Origin of the sequence: Streptomyces sp. NPDC002809, assembly GCF_040295435.1 — a bacterium.
In the GTDB taxonomy this organism is placed as follows: Bacteria; Actinomycetota; Actinomycetes; order Streptomycetales; family Streptomycetaceae; genus Streptomyces.
In genome coordinates, this window is sequence record NZ_JBEOVJ010000003.1 from 43723 (window position 1) to 58346 (window position 14624).

General features: G+C 70.1%; 13 protein-coding genes. 9 read left to right on the forward strand and 4 right to left on the reverse strand.

Annotated features, from left to right (window positions below; all coding sequences use genetic code 11):
• The first annotated feature begins 8 nt into the window (after positions 1-8).
• Genes sdhC through ABT025_RS02675 form a run of 3 tightly spaced genes read left to right on the forward strand, consistent with a single transcriptional unit; the run spans position 9 to position 3592 of the window.
• Positions 9-908, forward strand: coding sequence for a succinate dehydrogenase subunit SdhC (gene sdhC, locus ABT025_RS02665; protein WP_502971878.1), 900 nt, complete (start codon positions 9-11; stop codon positions 906-908).
• Positions 909-2822, forward strand: a complete 1914-nt coding sequence (locus tag ABT025_RS02670; protein ID WP_350989032.1) for a fumarate reductase/succinate dehydrogenase flavoprotein subunit — start codon at positions 909-911, stop codon at positions 2820-2822. It abuts the gene before it with no gap.
• The gene (locus ABT025_RS02675; RefSeq protein WP_350989034.1) at positions 2819-3592 is read left to right on the forward strand and encodes a succinate dehydrogenase/fumarate reductase iron-sulfur subunit; all 774 of its coding nucleotides are present in this window, start codon (positions 2819-2821) and stop codon (positions 3590-3592) included. The genes ABT025_RS02670 and ABT025_RS02675 overlap by 4 nt, the downstream gene beginning before the upstream one ends.
• 9 nt (positions 3593-3601) lie before the next feature.
• Here the strand turns inward: ABT025_RS02675 and ABT025_RS02680 are convergent, their stop codons facing one another.
• Both ABT025_RS02680 and ABT025_RS02685 read right to left on the reverse strand, forming a co-directional pair.
• The gene (locus tag ABT025_RS02680; RefSeq protein WP_350989036.1) at positions 3602-4153 is read right to left on the reverse strand and encodes an isochorismatase family protein; all 552 of its coding nucleotides are present in this window, start codon (positions 4151-4153) and stop codon (positions 3602-3604) included.
• Positions 4154-4360: 207 nt separating this feature from the next.
• Positions 4361-4816: a MarR family winged helix-turn-helix transcriptional regulator gene (locus ABT025_RS02685; protein ID WP_350989038.1), complete on the reverse strand. Its 456-nt coding sequence runs from the start codon at positions 4814-4816 to the stop codon at positions 4361-4363.
• Between the two features lie 170 nt (positions 4817-4986).
• Between ABT025_RS02685 and ABT025_RS02690 the strand changes: the two genes are divergently transcribed.
• Entirely contained in the window at positions 4987-6042 is a 1056-nt protein-coding gene (locus tag ABT025_RS02690; RefSeq protein ID WP_350989040.1) for a LacI family DNA-binding transcriptional regulator, read from the forward strand.
• Positions 6043-6086: 44 nt separating this feature from the next.
• On the opposite strand, the gene ABT025_RS02695 is transcribed toward ABT025_RS02690, so the two are convergent.
• The gene (locus tag ABT025_RS02695; protein WP_350989042.1) at positions 6087-7079 is read right to left on the reverse strand and encodes an acetylxylan esterase; all 993 of its coding nucleotides are present in this window, start codon (positions 7077-7079) and stop codon (positions 6087-6089) included.
• A gap of 257 nt (positions 7080-7336) precedes the next feature.
• Here ABT025_RS02695 and ABT025_RS02700 point away from each other — a divergent pair, with 257 nt between their 5' ends.
• The 5 genes from ABT025_RS02700 to ABT025_RS02720 all read left to right on the forward strand — a co-directional run bounded on the left by ABT025_RS02700 (position 7337) and on the right by ABT025_RS02720 (position 13533).
• The gene (locus ABT025_RS02700; RefSeq protein ID WP_350989044.1) at positions 7337-8587 is read left to right on the forward strand and encodes a sugar ABC transporter substrate-binding protein; all 1251 of its coding nucleotides are present in this window, start codon (positions 7337-7339) and stop codon (positions 8585-8587) included.
• 5 nt (positions 8588-8592) lie between these two features.
• Positions 8593-9582, forward strand: a complete 990-nt coding sequence (locus ABT025_RS02705; RefSeq protein WP_350989046.1) for a carbohydrate ABC transporter permease — start codon at positions 8593-8595, stop codon at positions 9580-9582.
• Complete coding sequence (locus ABT025_RS02710) at positions 9579-10490, forward strand: carbohydrate ABC transporter permease (protein ID WP_350989048.1); 912 nt, start codon at positions 9579-9581, stop codon at positions 10488-10490. Before ABT025_RS02705 ends, ABT025_RS02710 begins: the two co-directional genes overlap by 4 nt.
• Positions 10491-10574: 84 nt before the next feature.
• Positions 10575-11777, forward strand: a complete 1203-nt coding sequence (locus ABT025_RS02715) for a glycoside hydrolase family 1 protein (RefSeq protein WP_350989050.1) — start codon at positions 10575-10577, stop codon at positions 11775-11777.
• A 292-nt stretch (positions 11778-12069) separates the two neighbouring features.
• Positions 12070-13533 carry a glucoamylase family protein gene (locus ABT025_RS02720; protein ID WP_350989052.1) on the forward strand — a complete coding sequence of 488 codons (1464 nt, stop codon included), beginning with the start codon at positions 12070-12072 and terminating at the stop codon, positions 13531-13533.
• Between the two features lie 13 nt (positions 13534-13546).
• Here the strand turns inward: ABT025_RS02720 and ABT025_RS02725 are convergent, their stop codons facing one another.
• Positions 13547-14605, reverse strand: a complete 1059-nt coding sequence (locus ABT025_RS02725; protein ID WP_350989418.1) for a glycoside hydrolase family 18 protein — start codon at positions 14603-14605, stop codon at positions 13547-13549.
• Positions 14606-14624: the final 19 nt, after the last annotated feature.

Consider the following 14624-nt stretch of genomic DNA (forward strand, 5'->3'; position numbering starts at 1 on the left):
AGAGTTCCTTGGCCACCGGTACGGAAACAGGAACGGATTCAGGCAAGGACCCGGGCAGCGCCCCGGGCACGGCTCCGGACACGGAGCCCCGCCCGCCGGACGGGCGCAGCGCCCGGACTACGGGCGTGCACCACCCCGCGCGGGCCGCCATCGCCGCCCGCCACCTGCGGACCGACCGCTGGTGGCTGGCGCCCGCCGTGACGGCGGGCGGGCTGCTCGCCTTCATCGTCTACTCGACGTGGCGGGCCTTCTCGAACGCGGACTACTACGCGGCCCCGTATGTCTCACCGTTCTACTCACCCTGTCTGGCGGACAACTGCGCCCCCATGCGGGGCGGCCCGAACCTGGACCTCTTCGGCAGCTGGTGGGGCCTGTCCCCCGCCCTGCTGATCCTGATCTTCCCGCTCGGCTTCCGGCTGACCTGCTACTACTACCGCAAGGCCTACTACCGGGGCTTCTGGGCCTCGCCCCCGGCCTGCGCGGTCGCCGAGCCGCACCAGAAGTACAGCGGTGAGACCCGCTTCCCGCTGATCATGCAGAACATCCACCGGTACGCCTTCTACGCCGCCGTGCCGGTCGCCGGGATCCTCACGTACGACACCGTGCTCACCTTCCGCGACGAGCACTACGCGTGGGGCCACATGGGTCTCGGCTCGCTGATCTTCCTGGTCAACATCGTCCTGATCTGGGCGTACACCCTGTCCTGCCACTCCTGCCGGCACATCATCGGCGGCCGGCTGCGGCACTTCTCGAAGCATCCCGTGCGCTACCGGCTGTGGGGCTGGGTGGGGCGGCTCAACGCCCGCCACATGCTGCTGGCCTGGGCCTCGCTGATCAGCGTGGCGGCGTGCGACTTCTACGTGTATCTCGTCGCCTCCGGCGCCTTCGACGATCCGAGGTTTTTCTGAATGACTGAGCTCGAACGACAGCAGTGGGACGTCGTCGTGGTCGGTGCCGGAGGCGCCGGACTGCGCGCCGCCATCGAGGCCCGGGAGCGCGGGGCCCGTACGGCCGTCATCTGCAAATCGCTCTTCGGCAAGGCGCACACGGTCATGGCGGAAGGCGGAATCGCCGCCTCCATGGGCAATGTGAACTCCGGGGACAACTGGCAGGTGCACTTCCGCGACACCATGCGCGGCGGCAAGTTCCTCAACCAGTGGCGGATGGCGGAACTGCACGCCAAGGAGGCGCCCGACCGGGTCTGGGAGCTGGAGACCTGGGGCGCGCTCTTCGACCGCACCCCCGAGGGGAAGATCTCCCAGCGCAACTTCGGCGGCCACGAGTACCCGCGCCTGGCACACGTCGGGGACCGTACCGGCCTCGAACTGATCCGCACCCTCCAGCAGAAGATCGTCTCGCTCCAGCAGGAGGACGAACGCGAATTCGGTGACCACGAGGCGCGGTTGAAGGTCTTCCAGGAGTGCACCGTCACCCGCGTCCTGAAGGACGGGGAGCGCGTCTCCGGGACCTTCTGCTACGAGCGCGAGACCGGCCGCTTCTTCGTGCTGGAGGCCCCTGCGGTGGTCCTCGCCACCGGCGGCATCGGCAAGTCCTTCAAGGTGACGTCGAACTCCTGGGAGTACACCGGCGACGGCCACGCGCTGGCCCTGCTCGCCGGCGCGCCCCTGCTGAACATGGAGTTCGTGCAGTTCCACCCCACCGGCATGGTCTGGCCGCCCTCGGTCAAGGGCATCCTCGTCACCGAGTCGGTGCGCGGCGACGGCGGGGTGCTGCGGAACTCCGAGGGCAAGCGGTTCATGTTCGACTACGTCCCCGACGTGTTCAAGGAGAAGTACGCGCAGTCGGAGGAGGAGGGCGACCGCTGGTACGAGGACCCGGACCACAACCGCCGCCCGCCCGAACTGCTGCCGCGCGACGAGGTCGCCCGGGCCATCAACTCCGAGGTGAAGGCGGGGCGCGGATCGCCGCACGGCGGGGTGTTCCTCGATGTGTCGACCCGGATGGACGCGGAGCGGATCCGGCGCCGGCTGCCGTCGATGTACCACCAGTTCAAGGAGCTGGCGGACGTCGACATCACCGCCGAGGCGATGGAGGTGGGCCCGACCTGCCACTACGTGATGGGCGGCATAGCCGTCGACTCCGACACCGCCGCCGCCCTCGACGTGCCGGGTCTCTTCGCGGCGGGCGAGGTGGCGGGCGGCATGCACGGCTCCAACCGGCTCGGCGGCAACTCCCTGTCCGATCTGCTGGTCTTCGGCCGGCGGGCGGGGCTGCACGCCGCCGGGTACGCCGCGTCCGCCGACGCCCTGCCGGTGGTCGACGAGGCGCAGATCGACGCAGCGGCCGCGGAGGCCCTGCGTCCGTTCAGCGCGGAGGACCTCGCCGAGGGTGTGCCGACGGAGAATCCGTACACCCTGCACCAGGAACTCCAGCAGACGATGAACGACCTGGTCGGCATCATCCGGCGGGCCCCCGAGATGGAACAGGCCCTGGAGAAGCTGGCCGGGCTGCGCGAACGGGCCCGGCGCGCCGGGGTCGAGGGGCACCGGCAGTTCAACCCCGGCTGGCACCTCTCCCTGGACCTGCGGAACATGCTGCTGGTCAGCGAGTGCATCGCGCGGGCGGCGCTGGAGCGCACCGAGAGCCGCGGCGGCCACACCCGCGAGGACTGCCCGGGGATGGAGCGCTCCTGGCGCCCGGTCAATCTACTGTGCCGGCCGGCCCATGACTCCGCCGCACCGCCGGAGGGCCGGATCGACCTCGTACGCAAGGTGACCGAACCCATCCGTCCGGATCTGCTCTCCCTCTTCGAGAAGGAGGAGCTGGTCAAGTACCTCGCCGATGAGGAGCTCGAAGAGTGAGCAGCTACGACGCACGGTTCAGGGTGTGGCGCGGGGACACCGAAGGCGGCGGTCTGGAGGACTTCGAGGTCGAGGTCAACGACGGTGAGGTCGTCCTCGACATCATCCACCGCATCCAGGCCACCCAGGCGGGTGATCTGGCGGTGCGGTGGAACTGCAAGGCGGGCAAGTGCGGTTCGTGCAGCGCGGAGATCAACGGCAGGCCGCGGCTGCTGTGCATGACGCGGATGTCGGTCTTCGGCCGTGAGGAGACGATCACCGTCACACCGCTGCGGGCATTCCCCGTGGTGCGCGACCTGGTGACGGATGTGTCCTTCAACTACACCAAGGCGCGCGAGATCCCCGCGTTCGTGCCCCCGGAGGGGGTGAAGGCGGGCGAGTACCGGATGCAGCAGGTCGATGTGGACCGCTCGCAGGAGTTCCGCAAGTGCATCGAGTGCTTCCTGTGCCAGGACACCTGCCACGTGGTGCGCGACCACGAGGAGAACAAGTCGGCCTTCGCCGGGCCGCGCTTCCTGATGCGGGTCGCCGAACTGGACATGCACCCCCTGGACGCCGCCGCCGAAGCCGGTCTCGACCGGAAGGCGACGGCCCAGGAGGAGCACGGGCTCGGCCTCTGCAACATCACGAAGTGCTGTACGGAGGTGTGCCCCGAGCACATCAAGATCACCGACAACGCGCTGATTCCGTTGAAGGAGCGGGCGGTGGACCGCAAGTACGACCCGCTGGTGTGGCTGGGGAACAAGATCCGCCGGCGGGACGCGACATGAGGCCGGTGGTCAGCCGAGCAGCTTGACGATCACGTCCGTCGTGTCCGTCTCGCCGAGGCGGGGGAAGATCCGCCCGACGCTGTTGTCGTGGGCCTCGGCGCTCATGTCGGTCACCGCGTCCGTGGCGACGGTGACGTGGTAGCCGTGCTCGTGCGCCGCGCGGGCGGTGGACTCGACGCCGATGCTGGTCGCGATCCCGGCCACCACGACCTGCGTGACACCGCGGCGGCGCAGCTGGAGGTCGAGGTCGGTGCCGTAGAAGGCGCCCCACTGCTGCTTGGTGACGACGATGTCGCTCTCCTGCGGGCCGAGCTCGGGGACGATCTCGGCCCAGTCGGCTGCCGGCTGCCCGGACCGGGCGGGGCCGTCCGTGCGGCCGGGGGCGCCGCCGGTGACACGGACCAGGACGACCGGGAGGCCCTTGGCCCGGAAGGCGTCGGCCAGGGTCGCGGCACGCGCGACGACCTCGGCGGCGGAGTGGGCGGTCGGCAGACCGACGATGCCCTTCTGGAGGTCGACGACGATCAGGGCGCTCTTCGGGTCGAGGGTGGTGGCGCTCATGGCGGGGCTCCTTGCCGGGTGGTGCTCGGGGATTCGAGTACGGGGGCGGGCGGGCGCGGGGTCCGGCGGGCCGGTCCCCCGGACTCCCGTCATGGATGGCGGGCGCGGGGTCCGGCGGGCCGGTCCCCCGGACTCCCGTCATGGATGGCGGGCGCGGGGTCCGGCGGGCCGGTCCCCCCGGGCTGTCGCCGCGTGTGGTGGGCGCGGTCATGAACCGACCAGGCGCTCGACGAGGGCGGCGGCCTCGGCGACGGTGCGGCGCTCCGCCCCGTCCAGCTCGGCGGCGATCGCGTCGGCGAGCCAGTTGCGTTTGGCGGCACGGACCTCGGCGAGAGTCGCGCGGCCGGCGTCCGTGACCGACATGACCGACTTGCGGCCGTCGACCGGATCGGGTGCCCGGTCGACGAGCCCCTGCTCCTCCAGCGCGCCCAGCGTCAGCCGCATGGACTGGGGGCGCACGAATTCGGAGCGGGCCAGATCGGCCGTGGTGGCAGGGCCCCCGTCGTCCAGCCGGGCCAGCACCGAGCGCTGGGTCGGGGTCAGCAGACTCTCCGACGACGAGGAGCGAAGCCGCCGCAGCAGCCTGCCGACCACCGAGGCGAGGTGGTTCGCCACCTCCTCCGCGGTCGGGTCGGCGGGCGTGGTTCCGGGCGGCTGCGTCACGCCTTCACCGTAAAAGATGCACAGGCCATCTTGCAAGGTTGCCTGTTGATTCATGGACAGCCTTGCCCGCACACGGCCTGCGATCTAGGGTGAATGCGCTTTCATAACGTGTACGGCGAGGGTTGTGCCGATACGCGTCGGTACGGAAGAAGAAGCGGACGGTCGGTCGAGTGAGCGCCCCAACGGTGTACGACGTGGCGGAGCGGTCGGGCGTCTCCATCGCCACGGTTTCGCGGGTCTACCGCACCCCGGAATCAGTGCGCGCCCAGACCCGCGAGCGGGTCCTCGACGCGGCCCGCGAGCTCGGCTACGTACCGAGCGGCAGCGCAAGGGGGCTCGCGAGCCGCACCACCGGAGTGCTCGGTCTGTGCTTCCCGGACTACGCGGACCCGGACGCCGAGGCCGACGCCGAGGCGGACAGCGACGCCGACGACGCGGTGATGCTGTACTCCGACCAGATCATCCGCGGCATGGAGCGCGCGGCCCGGCGGCACGGGTACGCGCTGCTGATCGCGGCGTCCCTGGAGGGCGGCCCGGAGAGCCTGGTCGCGAAGGTCGCGGGGCGGGTCGACGGTTTCGCCGTCCTGGCCCAGACCGTGCCGACCGAGGACCTCGAAGTGATATCGCGCCGGCTGCCGGTGGTGATGCTCGCCGGTCCGCGCGAGATCGACCACCTCGACCACATCATCGTCGCCAACGCCGACGGCGAACGCGAGCTGACCCGCCACCTGATCGAGGACCACGGCCGGCGCCGGCTCGCCTTCGTCGCGGGCGACACCGACTCACCGGACTCGGAGGCGCGGTTCCGCGGCTTCCAGGAGGCGTGCCGGGACGCCGGCCTGCCGGTACCGGACGAGCCGGCCCTCAGGACGACGATGATGAAGCAGGCCGAGGGCGCCCAGGCGGCCGAGACCCTGCTGGACCGGGGCGGGGAGCTGCCCGAGGCGATGCTCTTCGCCAACGACCAGATGGCGGTGGGCGCCCTGCGTGCCCTGGCGCGGCGCGGCTTGCGGGTGCCCCAGGACATGGCGGTGACCGGCTTCGACGGGATCCCGCTCGGCCGGATCGTCCAGCCACCGCTGACGACGGTGCGCCAGCCGATCCGCAGGCTGGGCGAACAGGCGGTCGAGCTACTGGTCGAGCGGCTGAACAACAGTGGCCGCGAACCGGTGTCGCTCACCCTCCCGGTCTCCGTGATCCGCCGGGCCAGCTGCGGCTGCGGCTGACCGTGCCGCGCCGGGCGGGACCTCCGTTCCGCCCGGCGCGCGGCTCACCGCCCCAGCCGCTTCCCGAAGAACTCGCGCCGCGCCTCCACCAGCCCGGCCTCCTCCTGCGCCAGCCCCTCGTACTCGAAGTGCCCCGCAGGCAGCACCAGCAGCTCCCGCTCCCCCGCCAGCGCGTTGTACACGGCGAACTGGCCCGGCGGCGGCACGGACGGGTCGAACAGCGCGGCGGCCACGAGCGCCGGCTGCTCCGCGAACCCCGCGGCCGTGGCGGCGTCGAAGTACCGCAGCACGTCCACGACCTCGGGGTGCTCGTGGTGGTACCCGCGCACCGCCTCTCCGCTCCCCGTGCACGGCAGCGTGAGCCGCAGTGGGTGGTTCCCGAACGTGGGCACCGTCAGCTGCCCGGCCCCGAACCGCTCGTCCCACGGCAGGGCCAGCGCACCGAGTCCCCCGCCGAAGCTCTCCCCGAGGCAGCCCAGCCGGCCCGCCCCGGCCAGTTCCGGCACCAGTTCCACGAGTGCGGACGCCGCGCACCACAGGTCCGCCACGCAGTCGCCGATGACGTAGGTGTCGCGCGACTCGATGCCGTGCAGCACATGCCCGGAGGAGACGTCGGGGATGCCCGCCACGAGTCCGCGCGCCCCCATCCCCCGTACGCACGGCAGGATCGCGGCCGACGACGGCAGGGGCAGCGGCACGTCGGGCCCGGGCTCCTGGCGCCCGCCGTACCCGTGCCCGACGACGAACCCGTGGCGCACCGGCTCCGCCGCCGGGCCCTCCGCCGGAAGCGCCACCCAGCCGCCGAGGCGCACCCCGCCCACCGAGGTGTACGTCACACCGTGGATGCGCACGCCGTCGCGCTCGTCCTCCAGCGGCCCGAGTTCCGGGTCCGTGGCGACACTGCGGGCCACTTCGTACCGGGCCCGCCAGAAGTCGGCGAAGTCGTCGGGGGCGGGCGGCGCGCCGACGGCCACCAGGTCGTCGAGGGTGCGGCCGTGGGCCGGATCGAAGGGGAACTCATGCACGAACGAAGTCATGATCACGACACTATCCCCCTCCTCACGCAGGCTTCCAGGGCTCCGATCGACTCATCAGCCAACCCTGCGAAATCGGTCACATCATCACCTTTTCCACAAACGGCCCCCTTACCGTTTCAAATTGAACATTCAGATGTCCAGCACGTTGCACGAGTGTGACCTAGCACCCTCTTGCGGATTCCCGAATCTCTGCCGCAGAGTGATGTATGCGCTTACAGGCAGCGCATACATCCGGATTGCTCAAGGAGGAGCCCTCCATGTCCCGCACCGCCAGAAACGCCTCCACCGGCATCGGAATCGCAGTCGTGCTCGCCCTCGGCCTCACCGCCTGCGGCAGCTCCGGTGGCGAGGACGTCGCCGCGGACAAGAAGCAGACGCTCACCGTCTGGGCCATGGGGGCCGAGGGCGAGAAGCTCGCGGATGTGGCCAAGGTGTACGAGAAGGCCAACCCGAACATCACCGTCAAGGTGACCCCGGTCGGCTGGGACGTCGCCCACCAGAAGCTCGTCTCCGCGGCCGCCGCCGGCACCATGCCGGACGTGGCGCAGATGGGCGGCAGCTACATGGGCGAGTTCTCCGAGCTCGGCGTGCTGGAACCGGTCGACACCAAGACCTTCCAGGAGAAGGACTTCTTCCCGGCCGGCTGGCAGCAGGGCGAGGTGGACGGACAGGCGTACGGCGTGCCGTGGTACGTCGACACCCGCGTCCTCTACTACCGCACCGACCTGGCCGAGAAGGCCGGCATCACCAAGGCTCCGACCAACTGGAAGGAGATGCAGGACCTCGCCACCGCGTACCAGAAGAAGGCCGGTACCAAGTGGGGCCTGTCCATCCAGCCCAGTGGCCTGGACACGGTGCAGAACTTCTACTCCTTCCTGTACTCGGCCGGCGGCGAGATCGTCAATGACAAGGGCGAGGCCGTCGTCGACAGCCCCGAGGCCGTCAAGGCGCTGAAGGAGTACGGCTCGTACTTCGACAAGGGGCTCTCCAACAAGTCCGTGCAGCCCGGCTACGACGTCGTGAAGGACTTCGGCAACGGCCGCGTCCCGATGTTCTTCGGCGGCCCCTGGCACGTGACCCTGCTGAACGAGGGCCAGCCGCAGCTCAAGGGCAAGTGGGCGGTGGCCAACGTGCCCGCCGACAAGTCCTCCGTCTCGATGGCCGGCGGCTCCTCCCTGGTGATCTCCAAGGACAGCGAGCACAAGGCCGCGGCCACCCAGTTCATCAAGTACCTGACGGACACAGAGGGCCAGGCCGACTGGTACAAGCGCACCAAGGACCTGCCGGCCAACACCGCCGCCTGGACCTCCGGTGCCCTCGCCGACGACGCCGATCTGCAGATATTCAAGAAGCAGATGGACACCGCCAAGTCCTCCCCCTCGCTGCCCAACTGGACCGAGGTCACCGACAAGGTCGACCAGGCCATCGCGAAGGTGACCCAGGGCAAGGCGTCCGCCGAGGACGCGCTGAAGACCGCGCAGTCCCAGATCGAAGGCCTCGTGAAGTAGGAGCCATGAGCACCACGACCGGAAAGGCCGCACAGCCGGCCAAGGTGCAGGCCGGGCCGGGGACCACGTCCCCGGCCGCCGGGCCGAAGGGTTCGCGAAGCCGCAGGAAGCCCTCGATGGGCGTGCAGAACATGGCCGGCTGGCTGTTCTCCACCCCCTTCCTCGTGCTCTTCCTCGTCTTCATGGCCGTCCCGATCATCGCCACGCTGGTGATGAGCTTCACGGACTTCGGGCTGCGCAACGTGACGCACCCGCTGGACGCGAACTTCATCGGCTTCGAGAACTACACCAAGCTGTTCAGCGACGAGAAGTTCCTCAAGTCGCTTTTCAACACGGCGTACTTCGTGGTCGTCGGGGTCCCGCTGACGATCCTCCTCGGACTGGTCGTCGCCGTACTGCTGAACAACGGCATCGACCGGGCCCGGACCTTCTTCCGCGTCGGCTTCTACGCCCCGGTCGTCACCACCATCGTCGCGGTCGCCGTCGTCTGGCGGTTCGTGCTCGATCCGAGCGACGGTCTCGTCGCGGGCCTCTTCTCCGAAGTGGGCCTCACCGCGCCGGACTTCCTCGGCTCCGAGACGCTCGCCATGCCGTCCATGATCGCGATGGCGGTCTGGCGCAACGTGGGCACGGTCATGGTGCTCTTCATCGCCGGTCTCCAGGCCATCCCCACCGAGGTGCGGGAGGCGGCGCGGCTGGACGGCGCGAACATCTGGCAGGAGTTCAAGGGCATCACCGTCCCGCTGCTGCGGCCCACGCTGCTCTACGCCACGGTGATCACCACAATCGGCTACCTCAACGTCTTCGAGGAGCCCTTCGTGATGACGCAGGGCGGACCCTCGGACTCGACGCTCACCGTCTCGCTGAACATGTACCGCGAGGGCTTCAACTTCTTCCACATGGGCTATGCGAGCGCCATGGCGTATGTCCTCTTCGTAGTGATCATGGGCATCACGGTGCTGCAGCTCCGACTGCTGAAGGACAACACGAAATGAGCGCCACCAGTGCACCGGGCGCCGTCTCGACGGCGCCGTCGAAGAAGCCCGGGGACACCGGGCAGCCGGACGGCGGCAAGCGGCCGCGTTCGCTGAAGCGGGTCCTCGTCTACGTCCTGCTCTCGCTCGGGCTGCTGATCATGTCGGCGCCGTTCCTGTGGATGGCCCTCTCCGCGTTCAAGACGTCGAGCGAGCTGACCGCGAGCCCGCCGGTCTGGATCCCGACCGAGTGGACCCTGGACAACTTCCGGGACCTGCTCGACAAGCTGGACCTGCCGCTGTACTTCATGAACTCGGTGATCGTCGCGGTGCTGGTCACCGTCTCGAACCTGGTGTTCTGCTCGATGCTCGGGTACGCCCTGGCCAAGCTGAGGTTCGCCGGCCGCAACAAGATCTTCGGTCTGGTGCTCGGCGCCCTCATGGTGCCCGGCAACCTGATGCTCCTGCCGCTGTTCGTGCTGATGAGCAAGATGGGCCTGATCGACTCGTACGCCGGTCTGGTGCTGCCGTTCGCGGCGGGCGCCTTCGGGGTCTTCCTGATGCGCCAGTTCATGCAGTCGATCCCGGACGAGCTGCTGGAAGCGGCCCGGATGGACGGCGCCGGCGAGTGGTACATCTTCTGGCGGATCGTGATGCCGCTGGTGAAGCCCGCCCTGGCGACGCTGTCGATCTTCACGTTCCTGGGGTCCTGGAACAACTTCGTCTGGCCGCTCATCGCGACCAACGACCCGGACAAGTACACGCTGCCGGTCGCCCTGGCGACGTTCGCCACCGACCCGAACAAGGCGGGCGGCTCCAACGGCATGCTGATGGCCGGGTCCTTCCTGATCGTGCTGCCGGTCCTGGTCGTGTTCATCGCGCTCCAGCGGCACTTCACCCAGGGCATCGCCACGGCGGGCATGAAGTAACCCGCCGCCCCACCGAAACGTACGAGGCCGCACCCCTCACTTCCGGCGGCCGCCCCCCTTCACGCACCAGAAAGACAGTTTGCGATGACTCACACCCAGGTTCCGTTCCCCGAAGGCTTCCTGTGGGGCGCCTCCACGGCCGCCCACCAGATCGAGGGCAACAACACCAACAGCGACTGGTGGGTCAAGGAGCACACCGCGGGCACCCACATCCAGGAGCCCAGCCTGGACGCCTGCGACAGCTACCACCGCTGGCACGAGGACATGGACGTGCTGGCCGGACTGGGCTTCACCGACTACCGGTTCTCCATCGAGTGGGCCCGCATCGAGCCCGCCGAGGGCCAGTTCTCCCGGGCCGAGCTCGCCCACTACCGCCGGATGGTCGAGGGCGCCATCGAGCGCGGCCTGCGCCCCATGGTCACCCTGCACCACTTCACCGTCCCCCAGTGGTTCGAGGCCCGCGGCGGCTTCACCGCCGAGGGCGCGACCGAGCTGTTCGCCCGTTACGTCGCGGCCTGCGCACCGGTCATCGGCGAGGGCGTCAGCCACGTCTGCACCATCAACGAGCCGAACATGATCGCCGTCATGGCGGGTCAGGCCAAGCGCGGCGACATCGGCTTCCCGCCCGCCGGTCTGCCGACCCCGGACGACGAGACGACCGTGGCCGTGATCGCCGCCCACCACGCCGCCGTCAAGGAGGTCAAGGCGATCAACGCCGACATCCAGGTCGGCTGGACCATCGCCAACCAGGTCTACCAGGCCCTCCCCGGCGCCGAGGAGGTCACCGCGGCCTACCGTCACCCCCGCGAGGACGTCTTCATCGAGGCCGCCCGCGGCGACGACTGGATCGGTGTGCAGTCCTACACCCGGACGAAGATCGGCACCGACGGCCCGATCCCCACCTCGGACGACGTCGAGCGCACCCTCACGCAGTGGGAGTACTACCCCTCCGCCGTCGGCTACGCGCTGCGCCACACCGCCGACGTCGTGGGCCACGACGTGCCGCTGATCGTCACCGAGAACGGCATCGCCACCGACGTGGACAGCCGCCGGATCGACTACTACACCGGCGCGCTGAACGAGGTCGCCGCCGCCATCGAGGACGGCCTCAACATCCAGGGCTACCTGGCCTGGAGCGCGCTCGACAACTACGAGTGGGGCTCCTACAAGCCCACCTTCGGCCTCATCGGCTGGAACCCGGAGACGTTCGAGCGGCTGCCGAAGCCGTCCGCCGTCTGGCTGGGCGAGATGGGCCGCACCCGGACCCTGCCGCGCGACGCCGGCTGAGAGGCCGCCCGACAGCCTCTGCACCGGCCCCACGACCGGGAGCTCCTGACGGCTCCCGCGCGTACGGGAACCGGCGGAACCTGACATCCGCCGGTTCCCGTACCGCACCACCGGATTCACCGCACCACTGATTCACCGCACCACCGCACCACCGCAGCCCCGGCGCGGTCCGGGCCCCACGGCCCCGGCCGTGCCGGCAGCCGTACCCGAAAACGGCGGCGGAGGTGCCTCCGCAGCATCGAGCACGCCACGAACTCCCCCATCCCCTTCTGCCACCGGGAGCTGGACCTTCATGGACCGTCGCACGTTTCTCACCGCCGCCGGGACCGGGGCCGCCGCCCTGTCGCTCGGAGCCGTGTCCGCCCCCACCGCAGGCGCCGCCTCCGCCGCCGGTTCACCGCAGCTGCTGCACTGGTTCCGCGACACGTACCGCTCGATCGAGGCCATGACGACCGGTCTCGGCCTCGCCGTCGACAAGATCGACGTGAGCGGGCCGGGCGGCCCCGTCCAGTCCCGCCAGACCTCGCCGACCAATATCGGCTGCGGTCTGTGGTCCACCGTCGCCGCCGCCGGGCTCGGCGTGATCAGCGACGCCACGATGCGGCGCAGGCTCGATCTCACCGTCCGGTCCGTCGAGCGGCTGGAGCGCCACCACGGCTTCTGGCTCAACTGGTACGACGCCCACGACGGTTCGGTGCTGACCGAGTGGCCCGGCACCGGCGACCAGGTCCGCCCGTTCCTGTCGTCCGTCGACAACGCGTGGCTGATCACCGGCCTGCGCATCGCCGCGGACGCGGCTCCCGCGCTGCGTCCGCGCATCGCCCGCATCCTGGCGGACGCGGACTGGTCGTACTACTACACGCCCTACGACCCGGCGGACCCGGTCACCGGCCCCGGCCAGCTGCGCGGCGGCTTCTGGACGGACACCGAGGAGCCCACCGGTCACCACTACGGCGCCCTCAACACCGAGCCCCGTATGGCGAGTTATCTGGGCATCGCGGACGGTTCGCTGCCCGCCGACCACTACTGGCACCTGCTGCGCACCATGGTCCCGGGCAACGAGCAGGAGCAGCAGCCGCAGGGCGGTTACGTGGCGATGGACGGCGTCCGCGTCTGGCAGGGCCACTACACGCACCGCGGCCGCAAGATCGTCCCCACCTGGGGCGGATCGATGTTCGAGGCGCTGATGGTTCCGCTGTTCGTGCCGGAGCCGGAGTGGTCGCCGCAGTCGTGGGGCCGTACCCATCAGCGCTATGTGCGCAGCCAGATCGAGCACGGTACGCAGGAGGCGGAGTACGGGTACTGGGGCTTCTCGCCCGCCAACATCCCCGAGGGCGGCTATCAGGAGTACGGCGTCGACGCGCTCGGCATGCAGCTCGACGGCTACGCCTCCAACACCGACCGTACGTACACGACGGACGGCGCTCCGCTGCCGCCCGCGTCGGCGTTCACCAACGGTGTGGTCACCCCGCACGCCTCGTTCCTCGCACTGCCGTACGCGCCGGCCGAGGCGGTGGCGAATCTGCGGGCGCTCGACCGCGACTTCGGTGCCTATCACGAGGGTTACGGGTTCCGGGACTCCGTCAACGTCTCCACCGGACGGGTCAGCGACTATCTGCTCGCCCTGGACCAGGGGATGATCGCCGCGGCCCTGGCCCAGGCCCTCCGCCCCGGCCTGTTGCAGCAGCCGTTCCGGACCGGTGGGTTCCGCTCCCGGGTGCGGCCGCTGCTCACCAAGGAGCGGTTCAGCATCTGAGGCGCGCGCCCGGTCACCGGCTGCCGGTTCGGTGCCAGCCCTCCCGGTACGCGGCCCAGTCGCCGTCCTGGGCGGCGAAGTCGACATAGAGCGCGACCCCGAACCGTTCCCGGCCGCGGTCCGTGCGCCCCAGCCCCAGTCTGGTGCCGCGGACCGCGGCCGCGACCGTCTCCGCCGACGCGTGGTGTCCGAGGTCGTTCTCGTGGAAGAACGGCAGTCCCATCAGCAGATCGGTGTCGCGGGGCGTCACTTCGAGCGCCAGCGACGTCTGTTCGGCCACGTATCCGCCGTACAGCCCTTCCAGCGGCATCCAGGTGTCGTACGACATGACGGCGATCTGGTCCACCTTGCGGGCCACCTGCCCGAAGTACTTCTGCGACCACCACTTGCCCCGGCCGGTGACCGCCCCGAGGACGGTCTGCGCCGCTGGCAGCGGGTCGATCTGGTGGGCCGCCACGGAGAGCGGCACCTCGCGCGCCCGGGTGAGCGCCCGCAGACCGTCCAGGAGCGAGAGGTAGTGCGCGTCGCCGGAGTGCAGGGGTTCCAGGTCGAAGTGCACGCCGTCGAACCCGGCGTCCAGGATCTGCCGCGCGGAGCCCACGACCGCGGCGCGCGACGCGGCACGCTCCAGACGCAGCCCGTCGGGCCCCTCGCTCGCCAGCCTGTCCCCGAGCCAGGCCTGGACGCGGATGCCCGGCATGGTCCGGTGCACGGCGTCGATCAGCCAGTGCGCCCGGGGGTAGCGGGAGGCGGGGAGGGTGCCGTCGTGCTCCAGCGGCCCGGCATGGACGTACAGGTCCTTGATGCCCGTGCCCTTGATCCGGGCGGCGAACGCGGCGAGGTCGGCGTCCTTCTTCCGTCCGTCGACCCAGGCGTGCCCCAGCCAGACGGCGTCGCGGCCACGGGTCAGGGTGCCGTCCCCGGGATCGCCGGTGAAGTTGAGCCGCAGTGCGACACCCGCGGTGAGGACCGGCACCACGATCACCAGGACCAGCCCCAGCGCGATCCGCCGCGGCCAGGTCCCGAGGAACCGGGCCGCCCCGCTCCGTACCGCGGCAGCCGCCCGCCCCATTCGCCCACGCACGTGCGCG

Bases quoted from the DNA above. Each gene is read 5' to 3' on its own strand.
- ABT025_RS02725 (WP_350989418.1), bottom strand. From the start codon at position 14,605: ATGGGGCGGGCGGCTGCCGCGGTACGGAGCGGGGCGGCCCGGTTCCTC.
- ABT025_RS02695 (WP_350989042.1), bottom strand. From the start codon at position 7,079: ATGACTTCGTTCGTGCATGAGTTCCCCTTCGATCCGGCCCACGGCCGC.
- ABT025_RS02710 (WP_350989048.1), top strand. From the start codon at position 9,579: ATGAGCGCCACCAGTGCACCGGGCGCCGTCTCGACGGCGCCGTCGAAG.
- ABT025_RS02700 (WP_350989044.1), top strand. From the start codon at position 7,337: ATGTCCCGCACCGCCAGAAACGCCTCCACCGGCATCGGAATCGCAGTC.
- ABT025_RS02715 (WP_350989050.1), top strand. From the start codon at position 10,575: ATGACTCACACCCAGGTTCCGTTCCCCGAAGGCTTCCTGTGGGGCGCC.
- ABT025_RS02720 (WP_350989052.1), top strand. From the start codon at position 12,070: ATGGACCGTCGCACGTTTCTCACCGCCGCCGGGACCGGGGCCGCCGCC.
- ABT025_RS02670 (WP_350989032.1), top strand. From the start codon at position 909: ATGACTGAGCTCGAACGACAGCAGTGGGACGTCGTCGTGGTCGGTGCC.
- ABT025_RS02680 (WP_350989036.1), bottom strand. From the start codon at position 4,153: ATGAGCGCCACCACCCTCGACCCGAAGAGCGCCCTGATCGTCGTCGAC.
- ABT025_RS02705 (WP_350989046.1), top strand. From the start codon at position 8,593: ATGAGCACCACGACCGGAAAGGCCGCACAGCCGGCCAAGGTGCAGGCC.